At 61.8% G+C, this 20,600-nt stretch carries 19 protein-coding genes and 1 tRNA gene; 9 read left to right on the forward strand and 11 right to left on the reverse strand.

Annotation, left to right across the window (positions count from 1 at the left end; genetic code table 11):
* Positions 1–43: 43 nt before the first annotated feature.
* Together cysE and trmJ are read right to left on the reverse strand one after the other, a co-directional pair.
* On the reverse strand, positions 44–823 hold the full coding sequence (gene cysE / locus RTH74_RS18045) for a serine O-acetyltransferase (protein WP_143507535.1): 780 nt from the start codon (positions 821–823) through the stop codon (positions 44–46).
* Positions 816–1,595, reverse strand: coding sequence for a tRNA (cytosine(32)/uridine(32)-2'-O)-methyltransferase TrmJ (gene trmJ, locus RTH74_RS18050; protein ID WP_316915604.1), 780 nt, complete (start codon positions 1,593–1,595; stop codon positions 816–818). Before trmJ ends, cysE begins: the two co-directional genes overlap by 8 nt.
* A gap of 144 nt (positions 1,596–1,739) precedes the next feature.
* On the opposite strand from trmJ, the gene suhB reads away from it, so the two are divergent.
* Positions 1,740–2,555 carry an inositol-phosphate phosphatase gene (gene suhB, locus RTH74_RS18055; RefSeq protein ID WP_079782978.1) on the forward strand — a complete coding sequence of 272 codons (816 nt, stop codon included), beginning with the start codon at positions 1,740–1,742 and terminating at the stop codon, positions 2,553–2,555.
* Positions 2,556–2,613: 58 nt separating this feature from the next.
* Here the strand turns inward: suhB and RTH74_RS18060 are convergent, their stop codons facing one another.
* From RTH74_RS18060 to RTH74_RS18090, 7 genes are all read right to left on the reverse strand, one after another.
* A complete protein-coding gene (locus RTH74_RS18060; RefSeq protein ID WP_037001940.1) occupies positions 2,614–3,156 on the reverse strand; it encodes a glycine zipper 2TM domain-containing protein in 543 nt (180 codons plus the stop codon).
* Positions 3,157–3,274: 118 nt separating this feature from the next.
* Positions 3,275–4,192 carry a protein translocase subunit SecF gene (gene secF / locus RTH74_RS18065; protein ID WP_125835779.1) on the reverse strand — a complete coding sequence of 306 codons (918 nt, stop codon included), beginning with the start codon at positions 4,190–4,192 and terminating at the stop codon, positions 3,275–3,277.
* Positions 4,193–4,201: 9 nt separating this feature from the next.
* A complete protein-coding gene (secD, locus tag RTH74_RS18070; RefSeq protein ID WP_279921639.1) occupies positions 4,202–6,070 on the reverse strand; it encodes a protein translocase subunit SecD in 1,869 nt (622 codons plus the stop codon).
* 68 nt (positions 6,071–6,138) lie between these two features.
* Positions 6,139–6,468 (reverse strand): preprotein translocase subunit YajC, encoded by a 330-nt coding sequence (gene yajC / locus RTH74_RS18075; RefSeq protein WP_037001935.1) that lies wholly within the window; start codon positions 6,466–6,468, stop codon positions 6,139–6,141.
* Between the two features lie 40 nt (positions 6,469–6,508).
* Complete coding sequence (gene tgt / locus RTH74_RS18080; protein WP_099526641.1) at positions 6,509–7,624, reverse strand: tRNA guanosine(34) transglycosylase Tgt; 1,116 nt, start codon at positions 7,622–7,624, stop codon at positions 6,509–6,511.
* A 20-nt stretch (positions 7,625–7,644) separates the two neighbouring features.
* Positions 7,645–8,688, reverse strand: coding sequence for a tRNA preQ1(34) S-adenosylmethionine ribosyltransferase-isomerase QueA (queA, locus tag RTH74_RS18085; protein ID WP_316915544.1), 1,044 nt, complete (start codon positions 8,686–8,688; stop codon positions 7,645–7,647).
* Between the two features lie 33 nt (positions 8,689–8,721).
* Positions 8,722–9,495 (reverse strand): ABC transporter substrate-binding protein, encoded by a 774-nt coding sequence (locus RTH74_RS18090; protein ID WP_316915545.1) that lies wholly within the window; start codon positions 9,493–9,495, stop codon positions 8,722–8,724.
* A gap of 205 nt (positions 9,496–9,700) precedes the next feature.
* Here RTH74_RS18090 and RTH74_RS18095 point away from each other — a divergent pair.
* The 3 genes from RTH74_RS18095 to RTH74_RS18105 all read left to right on the forward strand — a co-directional run bounded on the left by RTH74_RS18095 (position 9,701) and on the right by RTH74_RS18105 (position 11,009).
* A tRNA-Leu gene (locus RTH74_RS18095) sits at positions 9,701–9,785 on the forward strand.
* Positions 9,786–10,120: 335 nt separating this feature from the next.
* The gene (locus RTH74_RS18100) at positions 10,121–10,333 is read left to right on the forward strand and encodes a cold-shock protein (RefSeq protein WP_003459665.1); all 213 of its coding nucleotides are present in this window, start codon (positions 10,121–10,123) and stop codon (positions 10,331–10,333) included.
* 178 nt (positions 10,334–10,511) lie between these two features.
* On the forward strand, positions 10,512–11,009 hold the full coding sequence (locus RTH74_RS18105; protein WP_125880975.1) for an RDD family protein: 498 nt from the start codon (positions 10,512–10,514) through the stop codon (positions 11,007–11,009).
* 60 nt (positions 11,010–11,069) lie between these two features.
* Here RTH74_RS18105 and lptG read toward each other — a convergent pair whose 3' ends face one another.
* The gene (gene lptG / locus RTH74_RS18110) at positions 11,070–12,134 is read right to left on the reverse strand and encodes an LPS export ABC transporter permease LptG (protein ID WP_316915546.1); all 1,065 of its coding nucleotides are present in this window, start codon (positions 12,132–12,134) and stop codon (positions 11,070–11,072) included.
* Complete coding sequence (gene lptF, locus RTH74_RS18115; RefSeq protein ID WP_316915547.1) at positions 12,127–13,251, reverse strand: LPS export ABC transporter permease LptF; 1,125 nt, start codon at positions 13,249–13,251, stop codon at positions 12,127–12,129. The genes lptG and lptF overlap by 8 nt, the downstream gene beginning before the upstream one ends.
* A 143-nt stretch (positions 13,252–13,394) precedes the next feature.
* On the opposite strand from lptF, the gene RTH74_RS18120 reads away from it, so the two are divergent.
* The 5 genes from RTH74_RS18120 (at position 13,395) to nhaC (ending at position 20,506) form a co-directional block, all read left to right on the forward strand.
* Positions 13,395–14,882 carry a leucyl aminopeptidase gene (locus RTH74_RS18120; RefSeq protein WP_316915548.1) on the forward strand — a complete coding sequence of 496 codons (1,488 nt, stop codon included), beginning with the start codon at positions 13,395–13,397 and terminating at the stop codon, positions 14,880–14,882.
* A gap of 137 nt (positions 14,883–15,019) precedes the next feature.
* Positions 15,020–15,439 (forward strand): DNA polymerase III subunit chi, encoded by a 420-nt coding sequence (locus RTH74_RS18125; protein WP_112211636.1) that lies wholly within the window; start codon positions 15,020–15,022, stop codon positions 15,437–15,439.
* 60 nt (positions 15,440–15,499) lie between these two features.
* Positions 15,500–15,928, forward strand: a complete 429-nt coding sequence (locus RTH74_RS18130; RefSeq protein WP_316915549.1) for a DNA polymerase III subunit chi — start codon at positions 15,500–15,502, stop codon at positions 15,926–15,928.
* 177 nt (positions 15,929–16,105) lie between these two features.
* Positions 16,106–18,937, forward strand: coding sequence for a valine--tRNA ligase (locus RTH74_RS18135; RefSeq protein WP_316915550.1), 2,832 nt, complete (start codon positions 16,106–16,108; stop codon positions 18,935–18,937).
* A 138-nt stretch (positions 18,938–19,075) separates the two neighbouring features.
* Positions 19,076–20,506: a Na+/H+ antiporter NhaC gene (gene nhaC, locus RTH74_RS18140; RefSeq protein ID WP_316915551.1), complete on the forward strand. Its 1,431-nt coding sequence runs from the start codon at positions 19,076–19,078 to the stop codon at positions 20,504–20,506.
* Positions 20,507–20,600: the final 94 nt, after the last annotated feature.

Below are 20,600 nucleotides of genomic sequence, written 5' to 3' on the forward strand. Positions count from 1 at the left end.
GCAAAAAGAGGCGGCATCATAGCAAATGCCGCCCCTGCGCGCATCAGGCAGCAGGCTTGTCGCCCTGCCCCTTGCACACCTCGGCGAAGTCTTCGTCACGCAGTGCAGGTAACGCCTTGGCGCGGTAGTCGCAATCCATCGAATCCAGCGCCTTGTTGACATCCTCGAGCCGCCCGTCGACAGCATGCAGATGATCGAGCAACTGGCCGATGGCGCGCGCTACCGGGTCAGGCATGTCCTGACCGACACCATAAGCATCGAAACCGATCTTCTCGGCCATGGCCTGACGTTTGGCTTCCTGCTCGTCATCGGACTTGACGATGATCTTGCCGGGAATGCCGACCGCAGTCGCCCCCGCCGGCACAGCCTTGGTCACCACCGCATTGGAACCGATCTTGGCCCCGGCACCGACCGTGAACGGCCCCAGCACCTTGGCGCCAGCGCCAACCACAACACCATCCTCCAGAGTGGGATGGCGCTTGCCCTTGTTCCAACTGGTGCCACCCAGAGTCACGCCCTGATAGAGCGTGACGTCATTACCGATCTCGGCAGTCTCGCCGATGACGATGCCCATGCCATGATCGATGAAGAAGCGTCGCCCGATCTTCGCCCCCGGGTGAATTTCGATACCGGTCATCCAGCGCCCGAAGTTGGACACCACGCGCGCCAACCACTTCCAGCCCGAACGCCACAATGCATGCGCCACACGATGCAGCCACACCGCATGCAATCCCGGATAGCAGGTCACCACCTCGAAGGCATTGCGCGCCGCCGGGTCACGGTGAAAAACGCTCTGTATATCCTCTCGAATACGTTCAAACATCAGACTTCCCCTGCTTGTGAGGCTCTCCACGCACGGCCTTCTCTGTCTCGGTAAGGATGCCGCGCAGGATATTCATCTCCAACTTGCTCACCGCACTGCGCCCATAAAGCCGACGCAAGCGAGTCATCAGGTGCCGCGGCCTCTGCGGATCGAGAAAACCGATCATCACCAGAACGCGACGCAAATGTCCGTAGAAGGACTCCAGCTCATCTGCCGTCGCCGCCTGCGAATTGCGCATCGTCGTCGCCTCCAGCTTCTCCGCTTTGGTCGGCAGACTCGAAGCCGCCAACCAGGCCATACGCACTTCATAGGCCAGCACCTGCACCGCCGCCGCCAGGTTCAGCGAACTGAACTCAGGGTTGGACGGGATATGCACGTGGTATTGACATCGCTGCAGCTCCTCGTTGGTCAAACCGGCGTATTCACGACCGAATACCAACGCCACTTGGTTACCAGCAGCAGCCTGCTCACAACTGGTCACGCCGCACTCGCGCGGATCCAGTAGCGGCCAGGGAATACGCCGATCACGCGCACTGGTACCAATCACCAGAGTGCAACCGACCAGCGCCTCTTCAAGACTACTAACGACCTGCGCAGCATCCAGCACGCCGGTCGCACCGGACGCGCGCGCCACCGCGTCGGCACTGGGAAAATCCTCCGGCTCGACCAGCACCAGGCGCGACAAGCCCATGTTTTTCATCGCCCGCGCAGCACCGCCGATATTGCCCGGATGACTGGTGCCCACCAAAACGACGCGAATATTGTCCAGCAACGCAGACACTCTCAGAAACGATTAGGGGCAACGATCTTACCCAAGCCCTTGTGTGATTGCCATGCGAGGTACAGACGGCGCTTCATCGGCAACGGTTTTCTGCTAACATGGCCGGCTTTCTTTAACGCCCCAGGTGAACCTCCCATGCAGCCCATGCTGAATATCGCCCTGCGCGCCGCTCGCAGCGCCGGTGAAATGATCTTTCGCTCCATCGAGCGCCTGGATGTCATCTCGGTAGACGAGAAGGATGCCAAGGATTACGTCACCGAGGTCGACAAGGCCGCCGAGCTGATGATCGTCCAAGCCATTCGCAAGGCCTACCCGACCCACAGCTTCCTGGGCGAAGAAGGCGGCGTGCTTGAGGGCAGTGGCGATGGCGCCGATTATCAGTGGATCATTGATCCCCTGGACGGCACCACCAACTTCATCCGCGGCGTTCCGCACTTCGCCATCAGCATCGCCTGCAAATACCGCGGTCGCCTCGAGCACGCCATCGTCCTCGACCCGGTGCGCCAGGAAGAATTCACCGCTAGCCGTGGCCGTGGCGCCGCCCTCAATGGCCGCCGCCTGCGCGTGAGCAACCGTAAGAGCCTGGACGGCGCACTGCTGGGCACCGGCTTCCCGTTCCGCAACGAGCAACTGGATAACCTCGAGAACTACCTGGGCATGTTCCGCAGCCTGGTCGGCCAGACCGCCGGCGTACGCCGTGCCGGTGCCGCCAGCCTGGATCTGGCTTATGTCGCAGCTGGCCGCTACGACGCCTTCTGGGAGTTCGGCCTATCCGAGTGGGACATGGCAGCTGGCGCCCTGCTGATTCAAGAAGCAGGCGGCCTGGTCAGTGATTTCACCGGTGGCCACGAATTCCTCGAGAAAGGCCAGATCGTTGCCGGTAACACCAAATGCTTCAAGGCCGTACTGACCGCGATCCAGCCACACCTGGCACCCTCGATGAAGCGCTGAGCTTCCATCGAGCAATAAAAAAACGCCCCGAGGGGCGTTTTTTTATTGCTCCAGATTCTTACTGGGCCTGCTGCACCAGTACCAGTTCACCCTGCTTGTTGACCGGGATACGACTGCCTGGATCACGATCCATGCGCACGTTGCCGACCTTTTCACCCAGCTGGTACTTCACGTCGTAGCCCACCAGTTTCTCGCTGGTATCGGTCACGGTGTTGCAGCGGGTTTCAGTGGTGGTGTAGGTGTCACGCTGCTGCATGCCCTCCTGCACCTTGTTGCCGGCATAACCGCCGCCAACTGCACCGGCTACTGTAGCGATCTTCTTGCCAGTGCCGCCGCCGATCTGGTTACCCAGCAGACCACCCGCGATGGCGCCGATGGCAGTACCGGCAATCTGGTGCTGATCCTGCACCGGACGCTGACGGGTAACCGCCACGTCCTTACACACTTCGCGCGGCGTTTTCACGGTTTCATTGATCGGGGTTACGGCCAGCACCTCGGCGTAGTCCGGACCACGATCAACCAGACTGTACGTGGCAACAGCACCACCAGCGGTCACACCCACAGCACCCAGTACGGCACCTACCAACAGTGATTTATTCATTTTTTGTGTCTCCTAGGCTCGGCGACTCGCGCCCTTCTCCCTGCCTAGGACAGCAAAAAGCCGCGACAAGTTCGACTTGTCGCGGCTTTCGCTGACTTTCATGAAGCCCATCACAACATCACGGACGGCCGTCGTCAGCCTCAGCCTCGGCCACAGGAGGAATCAAATCCTCCACGCTGAGCTTCAGCCACACCAGCACCGTGGCGCCGATGTAGACCGACGAGTAGGTGCCTACCACTACACCGACCAACAGGGTCAGAGCGAAGGCCGCCAATACGTCACCGCCGAAGAACAGCAGCGCCAACAAGGCCAGCGCAGTGGACAACGAAGTAGCGATCGTCCGCAAAAGGGTCTGGGTGATCGAAACGTCGATGTTCTCGATCAACGAGGTCTTGCGCAGTACACGGAAGTTCTCACGAATTCGGTCGTAGATGATGATGGTGTCGTTGAGCGAGTAACCGATCATCGCCAGCACCGCCGCCAGCACCGTCAGGTCGAACGGCACCTGGAAGAACGCCAGCACACCCAGGGTGATCACCACGTCGTGCACCAGCGACGCGATCGCACCGACACCAAACTTCCACTGAAAGCGGAAAGCCAGGTAGAGCATGATCCCGCCCAGTGCCAGGAGCATGGCAATGCCGCCCTGGTCGCGCAGCTCCTCGCCCACCTGCGGGCCGACGAACTCGACGCGCTTGACCTCGAAGCGTGCCGCCTCATCGACCTTGCGCAGCGCAGCCGCGACCTCATTACCCAGGTCAGGAGAATCGCCAGCCAGACGCACCAGCACATCGGTACTGGCACCGAAGCTCTGCACCACAGCATCGGCATAGCCAGCCTGGCCCAGCTCGGTCTTGATCAGATCGAGATTGGCCGGCTGCTCATACTGCAGTTCGATCAACGTACCGCCGGTGAAATCCAGGCCGAAATTCAGCCCCTTGGCAAACAGCGCGCCGAGACCGATCAGCGTCAGCACGACCGTAATGGAGAAGGCGATATTGCGGATCGCCATGAAACGAATGGTTGACTTGATCATGGCTGCACCTCAGATCCACAGCTTCTTGAAGTTACGGCCACCGAAGATCAGGTTGACCAGGCCACGAGTGAACATGATGGCGGTGAACATCGACGTAATGATGCCCAGCGACAGTGTCACCGCGAAGCCTTTCACCGGACCGGTCCCCATCGCGAACAGGATGCCGCCCACCAACAAGGTGGTCAGGTTACTGTCGAGAATCGCCGAATAGGCGCGATCGAAGCCCTCGTGCAGAGCACGCTGCACTGGCAATCCATTGGCCAACTCCTCGCGTATCCGCGAGAAAATCAGCACGTTGGCGTCAACCGCCATACCCAGAGTCAAGACGATACCGGCGATACCGGGCAGGGTCAGGGTCGCACCAATGGCCGACATCAGACCGACCAGCAGCACCAGGTTGAACGCCAGGGCAACGGTCGCCAGCACACCGAAGAAGCGATAGATGGCGATGATGAAGATAGCCACGAAGATCATCGCCCACTCGGTGGAGGCGATACCCTTGGCAATGTTTTCGGCACCCAGGCTCGGGCCAATGGTGCGCTCTTCAGCGAAGTACATCGGCGCTGCCAGACCACCAGCACGCAGCAGCAGCGCAAGCTCGGAAGACTCGCCCTGACCGTTCAGGCCGGTGATGCGGAACTGGCTGCCCAGCGCCGACTGGATAGTCGCCAGGCTGATGATCTTCTTCTCTTCGACGAACGAGGAGATAGCCACTTCCTGCTCGACGCCGTCGACGCTCTGACGCACGTAGCGAGTGACCGGCCTCTGCTCGATGAAGATCACCGCCATGCTGCGACCGACGTTGTTACGCGTGGCGCGGTTCATCAGATCACCGCCATGACCGTCGAGGCGAATGTTCACCTGTGGGCGACCATTCTCGTCGAAACTGGCCTGGGCGTCGGTCACCTGATCACCGGTGATGATCAGTTCACGCTCGAGCTGCACCGGCGGACGACCTTCCTCGCGGAAGCCGAAGGACTCGGTCGCGCCGCGCGGCGCATCGAGATCTGCCTGCAGGCGGAACTCAAGGTTGGCGGTCTTGCCGAGAATACGCTTGGCTTCTGCGGTGTCCTGCACACCCGGCAGCTCGACCACGATGCGGTTGGCACCCTGACGCTGCACCAGCGGCTCGGCTACGCCCAGCTCATTGACGCGGTTACGTACAGTGGTGAGGTTCTGGCGAATGGAATATTCACGAATCTCGGCGATTTTCGCTTGAGTCAGACCCAACTGCAGAATCTGCTGGCCGCCACGCTCGACAGTGGTCAGTTCGAAATCGCTGTAATCCTTGCGAATCAGGCGCTGCGCCTTGTCCAGCGTATCGCTGTCGGCGAAGCCGAGCTGAATCCGGCTATTGCTCTCCGGCATGCTGCGGTAGCGAATACGCTCCTTGCGCAACAGGCTCTTGATCTCACCTTCATAGACCTTGCGGCGCACATCCAGCGCCTTGTCCATGTCGACTTCCAACAGGAAGTGCACACCGCCGGACAGGTCCAGGCCGAGCTTCATCGGGCTCGCACCCAGGTTACGCAGCCAGTCGGGGGTGGTTTGCGCCAGGTTCAGCGCCACGACGTAATCATCGCCCAGTGCGCGACGGACGATGTCCTTGGCCGGCAACTGGTCATCCTGCTTGGTCAGACGAATCAGGCCACCGCGGCCACGCTCGTCGATGCTGGCAGTTTTGACGGCAATACCGGCGTCCTGCAGCGCTTTGCTGGCACGGTCGACATCGGTCTGCTCGATGCTCAGCGCCGAACTGGCGCCACTGATCTGCACGGCAGGATCGTCTGGATAAAGGTTGGGAATGGAGTACACCAGACCGATTGCCAGAACGGACACAATCAGCAGGTATTTCCACAGAGGGTATTTATTGAGCATGAACGAGCCGCCCGCTTATGACGCGGGGCGCTAAAAGCGCCCCGTCGATATGGAAACTAAGAACCGAATCAGATGGCTTTCAGCGTGCCCTTGGGCAGAGTGGCAGCGATGGCCTGCTTCTGGAATTTCAGCTCGACAGTGTCAGACACTTCGATAACCACGAAATCGTCGGCAACCTTGGATACCTTGCCAGCGATACCACCGCTGGTGACCACTTCGTCGCCCTTCTGCAGGCCGCCGAGCAGGTTCTTGTGTTCCTTGGCGCGCTTGGCCTGCGGACGCCAGATCATCAGGTAGAAGATGACCAGAAAGCCAATCAGGAAAACCCACTCGAAACCGCTGCCGGCAGGGCCAGCAGCGGCGGTGTCAGCGTAAGCGGCGGGGATGAAAAAGCTCATGTAACACTCCTAATGGAAAGGATCTTGAATCGTTCAGGAATCAGTCAAGCGGCGGCACAGGCAGGCCACGCTTGGCATAGAAGGTTTCGACGAAGGCGGCCAATGTACCCTGTTGGATAGCCTCGCGCAAACCAGCCATAACCCGCTGATAATGCCGCAAGTTATGGATGGTATTGAGCATGCTACCGAGCATTTCGCCGCACTTGTCCAGATGGTGCAGATAAGCACGCGAGAAATGTTTGCAGGTGTAACAGTCGCAGGTCGGGTCCAGCGGCGAATCATCGTGCTTGTGGACGGCATTACGGATTTTCACCACGCCGGTATCGACGAACAGGTGGCCGTTACGCGCATTACGGGTGGGCATCACGCAGTCGAACATGTCCACGCCACGACGCACGCCCTCGACCAGGTCTTCCGGCTTGCCCACGCCCATCAGGTAGCGCGGCTTGTCGGCTGGCATGTGCGGCGGCAGGAAGTCCAGCACGCGGATCATCTCTTCCTTCGGCTCACCGACCGACAGCCCGCCGATGGCCAGGCCGTCGAAGCCGATCTCGCAGAGCCCTTCGAGCGAGCGCATGCGCAGCTCTTCGTGCATGCCACCCTGGACGATGCCGAACAACGCAGCGGTACTTTCGCCATGTGCGGTCTTGGAGCGCTTGGCCCAGCGTAGCGACAGCTCCATGGAACGCTTGGCCACGTCGAACTCGGCCGGGTACGGCGTGCATTCATCGAAGATCATCACGATGTCCGAGCCCAGGTCGCGCTGCACCTGCATCGACTCTTCCGGCCCCATGAACACCTTGGCGCCATCGACCGGCGAGGCGAAGTACACGCCCTCTTCCTTGATCTTGCGCATCGCACCCAAGCTGAACACCTGGAAGCCACCGGAGTCGGTCAGGATCGGCCCCTGCCACTGCATGAAGTCGTGCAGGTCGCCATGTTTCTTGATCACCTCCATCCCCGGGCGCAGCCACAGGTGGAAGGTATTGCCGAGGATGATCTGCGCGCCGATATCCTCGACGTCGCGCGGCAGCATGCCCTTGACCGTGCCGTAGGTACCCACCGGCATGAAGGCCGGAGTTTCCACCACGCCACGCGGGAAGGTCAGGCGACCACGACGGGCCTTGCCGTCGGTAGCCAGCAACTCGAAGGACATGCGACAGGTGCGCGACATACTCAAACCTCGGGCCCGCGCGCGGCGGGATTGCGGGTGATGAACATGGCATCACCGTAACTGAAGAAGCGATAGCCCTGCGCCACGGCCTCGCGGTAAGCGGCCATGGTCTCGGGGTAACCGGCAAAGGCCGACACCAGCATCAACAGGGTCGACTCGGGCAGGTGGAAATTGGTCACCAGGGCATCGACCACATGAAATGGGCGGCCTGGGTAGATAAAGATGTCGGTATCGCCACTGAAGGGCTTCAACTCACCGTCTCGCGCGGCAGTTTCCAGCGAGCGCACGCTGGTGGTGCCCACCGCGACCACGCGACCGCCGCGGGCGCGACAGGCTGCCACGGCGTCGACCACATCCTGGCCGACCTCCAACCACTCACTGTGCATGTGGTGATCTTCAATCCGCTCAACCCGAACCGGCTGGAAGGTACCGGCGCCAACGTGAAGCGTCACGAACGCGGTTTCCACGCCCTTGGCGCGGATCGCCGCCAGCAGTTCGTCATCGAAGTGCAGGCCCGCAGTCGGAGCAGCCACGGCCCCCGCCTTCTGCGCATAGACGGTCTGATAACGCTCGCGATCCGCCTCGTCATCCGGCCGATCTATATAAGGAGGCAGCGGCATATGGCCGACGCGCTCCAGCAGCGGCAGCACCGGCTCGGCAAAACGCAGCTCGAAAAGCGCGTCGTGACGCGCGACCATCTCGGCCTCACCACCGCCGTCGATGAGAATCTGCGAACCGGGCTTGGGCGATTTGCTCGAACGCACGTGGGCCAGCACGCGGTACTGATCCAGCACGCGCTCCACTAGCACTTCGAGCTTGCCGCCAGAGGCCTTCTGACCAAACAGGCGAGCCGGAATCACTCGGGTGTTGTTGAACACCATGAGATCACCCGGACGAAGCTGCTCCAGCACATCGGTGAATTGGCCGTGGCGCAGCGTGCCGCTAGGGCCATCGAGCTGCAGCAGACGGCTGGCACGACGCTCGGCCAGGGGATGACGAGCGATCAGCGACTCGGGAAGGTCGAAGTGGAAATCGGCAACACGCATGGTTCGGAGGGTAATTTTGCAGGGTGGCAGAGCTTACCGGATTTCCACTTGGCCGGCCACGTGAGCCTGCGGCGCATACCTGGCGACGATACGAGCCAGCGTGCCATCGGCCTGCAAGGACAGGATGGCAGCATTGAATGCATCGAGCCGGCCCGCAAAGTCTCGATGCAAACGCAAGCGCAGCTGAGAGCGATTGACCGTCGGCCCCTCCTCGACCTGCCAGCGTGACGCCTGCAGTTGCGCGTCTTCATGCTGAAGATAACGCCACTCCAAGCGATCCAGAATCCCGGCCTCACTACGCCCCTGCGCCACCAGATAGATCAGCGCCCGCACATCGGCCCCATCGTTGCGCTGGAAATACTCGCTACCGGCGTAACCATAACCACGCACCGTGGCAATCGAACGCCCCTGCAGGTCCTGCAGACGCTGATAGGCAAAGCGCCTGCCAGGCGCGAAGATCAGCATTTCCTCGGCCTGCAGAACCGGCACTGTCCACAGTGAGACTTCGGCCTGATCGGCGTCGCTGCGCCAATTCTTGCTCACACAGCACTCGATCTGCAGATACCCCTCACGGAACAGCTTCTGCGTACGCAAAGGCGGCTGCGGATGACTGGCTTGCAGTTGTTCAGGCAAACGCTCATCCAGCGCGAGCATTAACTCATGGAAGATGCCGCTGACCCGCTGATCCTCGACAATCCAGTACGGCATCCAGCTTTCATCGGTCACGGCATAGGTCAACGTCCCGGCCTGCGCAACAGGCGCAAGCAGCAGACCGGCAACAAGTACACCGCGCAAGACGTTGATCACTCCCCCTCCCAACATTGGACTGCCCCGACACCTTTATATACGCCACACCCAGCGCCCTTGATGACAGCTGGCGATTCTAGCCGCAACGACGCAATCAAAGCCGGATGCCACTAGCTGCGCCATTGGCCGTTAGTAGATCAACCAATCACTGCACTAACGCCGATTGACCGACGCCAGGCGCATCCCTATACTGCGCCGCCATTGTGCCCCGGTGGCGGAATCGGTAGACGCGGCGGATTCAAAATCCGTTTTCGAAAGGAGTGGGAGTTCGAGTCTCCCCCGGGGCACCACGATTCGAAGCCCGCAAGACATTGTCTTGCGGGCTTTTTCGTATCTGCGCGAACAACTTGGGCAATTGTTGCAAGCATGTTGCCGAAAAACTTTTCCGACACCCCGACAAGCCCCGCAAAACCTGGCCGGCGACCTTGCTGGCGGGGGTTGGCAATTGCGCAAAAGTTAGCGTAGAGTGAGTCAACTGTTTGCATGGGTCGCTGTGAATCGTGACTCTGGTGCAGCAGATCATCTAGATCCGCTACATCCCGCTCGACTTCTATTACTCCTTGCAACCAGTCTCAGCCCTCTATACTTGGAGGCTGTCATCAACTCTAGTTTCAAGGAAAAAGACATGTCGAATCGTCAGAACGGTACCGTCAAGTGGTTTAACGACGAGAAAGGTTTTGGTTTTATCACTCCCGAAAGCGGTCCGGATCTGTTCGTGCACTTCCGCGCGATCGAAGGTAACGGCTTCAAGAGCCTGAAAGAAGGCCAGAAAGTCAGCTTCGTAGCTGTGCAAGGTCAAAAAGGCATGCAGGCTGACCAGGTTCAAGTCCTGGGCTAATCGCCGATGCTTTGAAGAACCCCTGATATCAGTCAGGGGTTTTTTTTGCCTGTCATTTCTGTAACCCACCTTTCGCAGCGCCAGGTTACAGATAGCCCACGCCATCTTTATATCGATCGCAAAGTCGCGGTTAGCAGGCTGTTAGAATGGCGCGCACTTTCGTCTCAGCGAGCCCATCATGCCGAAACACCAATTACGTCCGCAGGGAGACTTCCCCACTGCCGGGCTGATTCGTCGCCTGGCGGCCCTCTTCTACGACTTCCTGCTCTGCGTGGCACTGATCATGGTGGTCACCCTGATCTATCAACAGGGCATTCTGCGCCTGATTCACGGCGGCGATGCACTGATGGCCATGGCCGAGGCCGGCGCCCTGGATCATGACCCGCTTCTCGCCAGCCTGGTGCTGCTGTCGCTGTTCGCCTTCTTCGCCAAGTTCTGGACGCACAATGGCCAGACACTGGGCATGCAGGCCTGGGGGCTACGCATCCAGAATGCCGATGGCAGCGCCATCGACCTGTGGCAGGCACTGCTGCGTTTCGTGGTCGCCATCGGCTCGTGGCTGTTCGCTGGCCTGGGCTTCCTCTGGCTACTTTGGGACAAGCAGGGGCGCACCTGGCACGACATCTATTCCGACAGTCGTGTGGTGCAACTGCCGAAGAATATTCACAAGAAGTAGCTCAGCGCAGATGCAAAAAAGCCGGTTCATTGAACCGGCTTTTTCATGCGTGCGAATGACTTATCCAGCTCGGCGCAGCAGCCAAACCCCGGCCAACGCACAGATACCCGCCGGCACCAGCACCGCCAGCAGCGGCGAGAAGCCGAATACCAGGCTCGATGGGCCGAGCAGGTCCTGAGCGATACGGAAGATGAAGCCCACCAGCACACCGGTAAATACGCGCTGCCCCAGTGTCACCGAGCGCAGCGGACCGAAGATGAAGGAAATCGCCATCAAGACCAGCGCGCCGGTTACCAGCGGCTGCAGCACCTTGGTCCAGAACGCCAGCCAGTAGCGTGCGTTGTTCAGGCCCTGCTCACCGAGGTAATGGATGTACTGCCAAAGACCGGTGACCGACAGCGCCTCAGGCTCCATCACCACCGTGCCGAGCAGCTCCGGATTGAGCTCGATCTCCCACCGCTCTTCACGCTGGTTGACCACTTCGGAGTGATCTTCATGCAGCAGCGTGGTCTGCACGTTGCGCAGCATCCAGTGGTTGTCACGGTATTCGGCGCGGCGGGCGAAACTGGAGGAAAGCAGGCGACGCTCATCATCGAAGCGGTAACGCGTCACCCCAAGCAGGACGCCATTGGGCTGCACGGCGTTGATGTGCACGTATTCCTGCCCCTGACGGTGCCACATACCGCGTTTGGAGCTCTGCGCCGCACCTCCGCCCTGAGCCAGTGCGCGATCCGCCTGCGCCTGGTTTTCGGTCAGCGGCGCGACGTACTCGCCGATCAGAATGCCGGCCAGCATCAGCACCAGCATGGGCTTCATTACCGCCCAGACGATGCGCCCGATGGAAACACCGGCCGCACGCATGATGGTCAGCTCGCTGTTGCTGGCCAAGGTACCGAGACCGATCAGGCAGCCGATCAGCGCCGCCATCGGCAGCATTTCGTAGGCACGGCGCGGCGCGGTCAGCAAGACGTACCAGAGCGCCTGACCAAGACCGTAATCGCCCTTGTTCAGGTCGCCCAACTCGTCGATGAAAGCGAACAGCAGTGCCAGGCCGAGAATGATGCCCAGCACCGCCAGAATGGCGAAGAACACCTGGGTGCCAATGTAGCGATCCAACTTAGCCATGAGCCACCTCCGACACCGGCGCACGACGACTGGCCCACCACAGACTCAGACGCTCCCAATACAACAACAGCATGCCGATGGCGAAGAAGATGCCATGCACCCACCACAACCCCAGCGCCGCCGGCAAACGGCCCTTGTCCAGCGCGCCACGAGCGGTGATCAGCAGGCCGAGGTAAGCCATATAGAGGAAGATAGCCGGCAGCAGTTTGAGGAAGCGGCCCTGACGCGGATTGACCTTCGACAGCGGCACGGCCAGCAGGGTGACGATGAACACCAGCAACGGCAGTGACAGGCGCCATTGCAACTCGGCCTGCATGCGCGGGTCGTCGCTGCCGAACAGCTCACGTGTCGGCGTCGCCTCGCGCTCACTGGCCTCGATGGCGACCTCCGGCTTGGGCAGTAACACACCATAGGTGTCGTACTGGATGGCCCGATAGTCGGCCTCGCCCGGCTCGCCGTCATAGCGATAGCCGTTTTCCAGAATCAGATAGCGGCTGCCATCTTCCTGAATTTCCTGACGACCACTCTCGGCTACCAGCACGGTAATGCCACGCTCCGAGGTGCCATCGGTGGAGAAGCGCTTCTCCGACATGAACACGCCGCGCAGCTCGCTGCGATCAGGCGACAGCTCCTGCGAGTAGGTCACCCGCGATCCATCGCGCAACGACTGGAAGCGCCCCGGCACCAGAGTATCGAGCTCGGTCAGGGCGTCCTGCTCGTTGAGGATGCGCGCCACGCTGGCCACACCTTGCGGTGCCAGGCCCATGCTTAGCCAGCCCACTAGCAGCGCGACGATCAGTGCCGGAGCCATGCTGTACACAGTAAGACGCTGCTGGCTGACACCGGTGGCCGACAGCACGGTCATCTCGCTGTCCAGGTACAGGCGCCCGTAGGCCAACAGGAAACCGAGGAACAGGCCGAGCGGCAGGATCAGTTGCAGGAAGCCGGGAATCCGGTAACCCATGATCAGAAACAGCACACCAGGATCGAGTACACCCTGTGCGGCCTGGGCCAGGTATTTGATGAAACGACCGCTCATGATGATCACCAGCAGCACGGCACTCACCGCACTGAGGGTCACCAGCACTTCACGGGACAGATAACGGAAGACGATCAAACCGGACGCTCCAGGGTTGTCAGGCTCAGGCGCGAGCGCTCACACTAGCTGCACCTACTTGCCGGCCCACCGCAGGGTGGACCCTCGAAAAATGGCGGCCATTATCCGTCAAACCCGACTCTTTGTCTTGGGGACAGCTCACTATGGAATTCCTCGTCAAAAGCACCCGTGCAGAAACCCTGAAAACCGCCACCCTGGTCGTCGCCATTGGTGAAGGCCGCAAGCTCGGCGAGACCGCCAAGGCCGTCGACCTGGCCAGCAACGGTGCGCTCAGCGCCGTACTCAAGCGCGGCGACATCGCCGGCAAGCCGGGCCAGACCCTGCTGCTGCACAGCCTGCCGGGGCTCAAGGCCGAGCGCGTGCTATTGGTGGGCTGCGGCAAGGGTGATCTATCCGACCGTCAACTGCGCAAGTTGGTTGCAAGCGTGCATGGCGTACTCAAAGGCCTGGGCGGCAGCGATGCCCTGCTCGCCCTGGGTGAACTCAAGGTCAAGGGCCGCGACACCTATGGCAAGACCCGCCTGATCGTCGAGACGCTGGCCGATGGCACCTACCTGTTCGAGCAGTTCAAGAGCCAGAAGGCCGACCCACGTGCCCTGAAGAAAATCACCCTGGTTGTCGACAAGGCCGAGCTGAGCGATGCCGAACGCGGCCTGCAGCATGCCCGCGCCATCGCCAGCGGCGTCGCCTTCACCAAGGATCTGGGCAACCTACCGCCGAACCTCTGTCACCCCAGCTACCTGGCTGAAGAAGCCAAGGTTCTGGGCAAGGCGCACAAGAACCTCAAGATCGAAATTCTCGACGAGAAGAAGCTCAAGGAACTCGGCGCCGGGGCCTTCCTCGCCGTAGCCCAGGGCAGCGAGCAGCCGCCGCGGATGATCGTCATGCACTACCAGGGCGGCAAGAAGGATGACAAACCCTTCGCTCTGGTCGGCAAGGGCATCACCTTCGACACCGGCGGCATCAGCATCAAGCCGGCGGCCGGCATGGACGAGATGAAGTACGACATGTGCGGCGCCGCCAGCGTGTTCGGCACCCTCAAGGCCGTGCTCGAGCTGCAACTGCCAATCAACCTGGTGTGCCTGCTGGCCTGCGCCGAGAACATGCCCAGCGGCCGCGCCACCCGCCCCGGAGACATCGTCACCACCATGAGCGGGCAGACCGTGGAAATCCTCAACACCGACGCCGAAGGCCGTCTGGTGCTGTGTGACACCCTGACCTACGCCGAGCGCTTCAAACCACAGGCGGTAATCGATATCGCCACCCTCACCGGCGCCTGCATCGTCGCCCTGGGCAGCAACGTTTCCGGCCTCATGGGCAACAACGACGCGCTGGTCAAGCAGATCCTCAAGGCTGGCGAAAGCGCCGACGACCGCGCCTGGCAACTGCCGCTGTACGACGAGTATCAGGAGCAGCTGGACAGCCCCTTCGCCGACATCGCCAATATCGGCGGGCCGAAGGCCGGCACCATCACCGCAGGCTGCTTCCTGTCGCGCTTTGCCAAGAACTTCCATTGGGCGCACCTGGATATCGCCGGCACCGCCTGGATCAGCGGCGGCAAGGACAAGGGCGGCACTGGCCGCCCGGTGCCGATGCTGACCCAGTACCTGCTGGATCGCGCCAAGGTCTGATGCGCCTGTAGCCCGGACACAGTCCGGGCTACGATGGATATCGTAGGAGCGAGCTCTGCTCGCGAAGCTTTTGTATTGCCAAGATTCGCGAGCAGAGCTCGCTCCTACAGCCGCCCTTCAACATCGAAAATCTTCAGATGCCCAGAATCGAGTTCTACGTTCTCTCCTCCAACGACGCCGCTGGCCGCCTGCGCGCCGCCTGCCAACTGGCGCTCAAGGCCTGGAGCGCCGGCCTGCCGGTGTTCGTTCGCGGCAGCGACGAGGCGCAGTGCGGTGAACTCGACGAACTGCTGTGGACGTTCAAAGCCGAACGTTTCGTGCCTCATGATCTGCATCGCGATGCGCCGCTGTCGCCCGTGGTGCTGGGCATCGACGAAGTGCCCAGTGCCGAGCAAGGCGTGCTGATCAACCTCGGCAGCAGCCTGTCGCCGCATGTCGAGCGCTTTTCCCGCATCATCGAGATCGTCAATCAGCAGCCTGAACTGCTCAACGCCTGTCGCGAGAATTTCCGTACCTATCGCCAGCGCGGGTATGATCCGCAACGCGTCGAACTTTAGTGTCCGTGCACGCTCACAACACAAGTCACTCCAGCCCTTTTTCTCGCTGCACCGATAACCATGGACACCCCCAAGCCTCCGCAAAAACCTGCTCAACTGCTGCACGACCTGGAGTCGATTCGCGAGCTGCTGGGCGATAACGGCAGCGAACCGCCACTGCTGATCGACTCGCTGGACCCGGACAGCATTCCGGTACTGTCCGACATCGTCAGCGCGCCGCCCGGCCCGCCGCCACCCTTTCATGCAACGCCGACGCCCAAACCGACACCAGCCTCGCAGCCAGCGCCGGCGCCAAGCCCCCAGCGTGAGCGCATCGAACCGCGCCTGCATGACAGCGCCCGCGATCTGCAGCATTTGAATGGCGAGTTGCGCGCCGCCGCCCAGTTGATCCTGCAGGACGTGATCGACGATTTCGTGCCGCAGATCGAGGCCGAACTCAAGCGCCGCCTCGAAGCCCGCCTGCCGCGCCTGCTGCCGCCACGCAAGTAATCCCTGCCCCGCCCCGGGGCAAGAGCTTGCCACCCGACAGCAAAAGCTTCGCCCCGAGGCGGGCCTCCTACAAAACTGAACGCTGGTCTGCCCTACAGCGCAGGGCTTATGGCTTGGTGCTCAGAAGCGGTATACTTGTCGGCTTTTCCGATCAGCCGTCAAAGGGTCCCGCCGCGCATGGACAAGACCTACCAGCCGCACGCCATTGAAACCGCCCTGTACCAGAACTGGGAAGCCAAGGGCTACTTCGCCCCGCAAGGCTCGGGCGAGCCGTACACCATCATGATCCCGCCGCCGAACGTCACCGGCAGCCTGCACATGGGCCACGGCTTCAACAATTCGATCATGGATGCGCTGATCCGCTTCCGCCGCATGCAGGGCCGCAACACCCTGTGGCAGCCGGGCACCGACCACGCGGGCATCGCCACGCAGATGGTGGTCGAGCGTCAGCTGGCCGCCGACGGTATTGGCCGCCACGATCTGGGCCGCGAGAAATTCCTGGAGAAGGTCTGGGAATGGAAGGAGCAGTCCGGCGGCACCATCACCCGTCAGATTCGCCGCCTGGGCAGCTCGGTGGACTGGTCGCGCGAGCGCTTCACCATGGACGACGGCCTGTCCGAGGCCGTGAAAGAAGCCTTCGTACGCCTGCATGAAGACGGCCTGATCTATCGCGGCAAGCGCCTAGTCAACTGGGACACCAAGTTCCACACCGCCATCTCCGACCTCGAAGTGGAAAACCACGACGAGAAAGGCTCGCTGTGGAACCTGCGCTACCCGCTGGCCGATGGCAAGAAAACCGCTGAAGGCAATGATTACCTGATCGTCGCCACCACCCGCCCGGAAACCATGCTCGGCGACAGCGCCGTGGCCGTGCACCCGGAAGACGAGCGCTACAAGGCGCTGATCGGCAGCTTCGTCGAACTGCCGCTGCTGGGCCGCCGCATCCCGATCATCGCCGATGACTACTGCGACCCCGAGTTCGGCACTGGCTGCGTGAAAATCACCCCGGCGCACGACTTCAACGACTACGAAGTGGGCAAGCGCCACAACCTGCCGCTGATCAACATCTTCGACAAGAACGCCGCCGTGCTGGCTCAAGCCCAGGTGTTCAATATCGACGGTAGCGTCAACGCCGAGATCGATGGCAGCCTGCCAGCCGAGTACGCCGGCCTCGACCGCTTCGTCGCACGCAAGCAGATCGTCGCCGCCTTCGACGCCGCCGGCCTGTTGGAGAAGATCGAAGACCACGCCCTGAAAGTGCCGAAAGGCGACCGTTCCGGCACCGTCATCGAGCCGTGGCTGACCGACCAATGGTACGTCTCCACCAAGCCGCTGGCCGAAAAAGCCATCGCCGTGGTCGAGAGTGGCGAGATCCAGTTCGTGCCCAAGCAGTACGAGAACATGTACTTCAGCTGGATGCGTGACATCCAGGACTGGTGCATCAGCCGTCAGCTGTGGTGGGGCCACCGCATTCCGGCCTGGTACGACGATGCCGGCAACGTCTACGTCGGTCGCGACGAGGCGGAAGTGCGCGCCAAGCACAACCTCGGCGATGCCAACCTGCGCCAGGACGAAGACGTGCTCGACACCTGGTTCAGCTCCGGCCTGTGGACTTTCTCCACCCTCGGCTGGCCGCAGCAGACCGACTTCCTCAAGACCTTCCACCCCACCGACGTGCTGGTCACCGGCTTCGACATCATCTTCTTCTGGGTTGCCCGGATGATCATGCTGTCCACCCACCTGACCGGGCAGATTCCGTTCAAGACCGTCTATGTGCACGGTCTGGTGCGCGATGGTCAGGGTCAGAAGATGTCCAAGTCCAAGGGCAACGTGCTCGACCCGCTGGACATCGTCGACGGCATCGACCTCGAATCGCTGGTGGCCAAGCGCACCAGCGGCATGATGCAGCCCAAGCTGGCCGAGAAGATCGCCAGGCAGACCCGCGCCGAATTCCCCGACGGCATCGCCGCCTACGGCACCGACGCGCTGCGCTTCACCAACCTGGCGCTGGCCTCCACCGGTCGCGACATCAAGTTCGACATGGGCCGCGTCGAGGGCTACCGCAACTTCTGCAACAAGCTGTGGAACGCCGCCAACTTCGTCATCGAGAACACCGATGACAAGGACACCGGCATCAATGGCGAGGCAGTCGAACTGTCGCCGGTGGATCGCTGGATCATCTCCGCCCTGCAGCGCACCGAGGCTGACGTGACCCGCCACCTCGACGCCTTCCGCTTCGACCTGGCGGCGCAAACCCTGTACGAGTTCATCTGGGACGAGTACTGCGCCTGGTACCTGGAGCTGGTCAAGCCGGTACTGTGGGACGAGAACGCGCCCATCGAGCGCCAGCGCGGCACCCGCCGCACCCTGGTACGCGTGCTGGAAGTGATCCTGCGCCTGGCGCACCCGTTCATGCCCTTCATCACCGAAGAAATCTGGCAGCGCATCAAGGCCCAGGCCGGCGTGCAGGGCGATACCCTGATGCTGCAACCCTGGCCGGTGGCCAACGAGAGCCGCATCGACGCCGCCGCCGAAGGCGACATCGAGTGGGTCAAGCAACTGATGCTGGGCGTGCGCCAGATCCGTGGCGAGATGAAAATCTCCATGGCCAAGCGCATCGACATCATCGTTGCCAACGCCAGTGCCGAAGACCTGCGCCGCCTGGCCGACTTCGAGCCACTGCTGAGCAAGCTGGCCAAGCTGGAGTCAGTGCGCCTGCTGGCTGCCGGTGAAGAAGCGCCGATGTCCGCGACCACTCTGGTCGGCGAGATGGAAGTGCTGGTACCGATGGCCGGGCTGATCGACAAGGACGCCGAACTGGCGCGCCTGGACAAGGAAATCGGTCGTCTGGAAGGCGAAGTGCAGCGCGTCGGCGGCAAGCTGAGCAACCAAGGCTTCGTCGCCAAGGCGCCGGCCGAAGTGCTCGATAAAGAGCGCGCCAAGCTGGCCGAGGCTGAACAGGCCCTGGCCAAGATGGTCGAGCAGCGCGGCAAGATCGCCGCACTCTGATCACCGCGCGACACCCACAGACCCGCGCCCCAACCGGCGCGGGTTTGTTTTTTGTGGGAGAGGCTTCAGCCGCGAGCTTTAACCGCAAAGTCGCGGCTGAAGCCCCTCCCACGGTTAGTTTGATTTCCCGGAACACCCATGACTGCCCGCTCCCCTTCCCTGCTCGACGCCTTGCTGCCGATTGGCGTGCTCGTCGTGCTGCTCAGCCTCTCCGTTTACCTGTTCGGTGACGCCTCCTCCAGCGGCCCGAACCAGATCGCGCTGATGAGCGCAGCCTTCGTCGCCGGCCTGGTCGGCCTGAAAAATGGTCTGCGCTGGGCCGAGATCGAAGAAGGCATACTCGCTGGCATCCACATGGCCATGAAAGCCAACCTGATCCTGCTGGCGGTCGGTGCGCTGATCGGCACCTGGATTCTCGCCGGCACGGTGCCGACCATGATCTGGCTGGGCCTTAAGCTGATCAGCGCCGAGTACTTCTACCTCACCAGTTGCCTGATCTGCGCACTCACCGCGCTGTCCATCGGCAGCTCGTGGACGGTAGCCGGCACCCTCGGCATCGGTCTGATGGGCGTGGCAGCAGGCCTGGGGCTGGACCCGGCGATCACCGCCGGTGCGATCATTTCCGGCGCCTACTTCGGCGACAAGCTGTCGCCACTATCGGACACCACCAACCTGGCGCCAGCGGCAGCCGGCGCCGACCTGTTCGCACATATCCGCAACATGTTGCGCACCACGGTGCCGGCGCTGCTGATCGCCCTGGCGATCTTCTTCACCCTCGGCCAGCAGGCCAGCGCCGAACATGACACCAGCCGTATCGCCGAGGTGCTGAGCGCGCTGGAGGCACAGTTCAACCTGGGCTGTCACCTGCTGCTGCCGGTGGCCTTCCTGCTGCTGCTCGCAGTACGCCAGTGGGCCGCCTTCCCGGCGGTGTTTCTCGCCGCTCTGCTCGGTGCGGTATTCGCCGTGGTGTTCCAGCCGGAGGTGATGGCGCGCCTGGCTGACCCACAAGCGGGCTCCCTGGCGCCGCTGAAAACGGTATGGACTGCGCTGTTTGCCGGTTATGAATCGGCCAGCGGCAACGCCGAGCTTGATGGCCTGCTGTCCAAGGGCGGCATGGCCAGCATGCTCACCACAGTGTGGCTGATCATTTGCGCCATGTGCTTCGGCGGCGTACTGGAGCGCCTCGGTCTGCTGCAGCGCCTGTTGCAGAGTGCCCTGCGCCTGGTGCGCAGCGACAGCGGCCTGGTCGCCAGCACCATCACCACCACCATCGGCACCAACGTTATCACCGCCGACCAGTACATCGCCCTGGTGCTGCCAGGGCGCATGTATCGCGCTGAATACGAAAAACGCGGCCTGGCGCCAACCAACCTGTCACGCGCCCTGGAAGACGGCGGCACCCTGACCTCGGTGCTGGTGCCCTGGAATACCTGCGGCGCCTACATGGCCGCGACGCTGGGCGTGGCGACGTTAAGCTACCTGCCGTACTGCTTCTTCAACCTGATCATGCCAGTGCTGGCCATCGCGCTCGCCTACCTGCTGCCGCCTAAGGCGCAGACTGCCGTTTGATTTCGCATTCGTTCGGGCCGGACAGCGCTGCGGCCCGAACGCCTCATTAAGTAGCAAAACACTCATCTCTTTGCTCCTTTCGCTATAAAAGCCT

The organism is Pseudomonas sp. zfem001, assembly GCF_032621725.1.
Classification (GTDB): domain Bacteria; phylum Pseudomonadota; class Gammaproteobacteria; order Pseudomonadales; family Pseudomonadaceae; genus Aquipseudomonas; species Aquipseudomonas sediminis.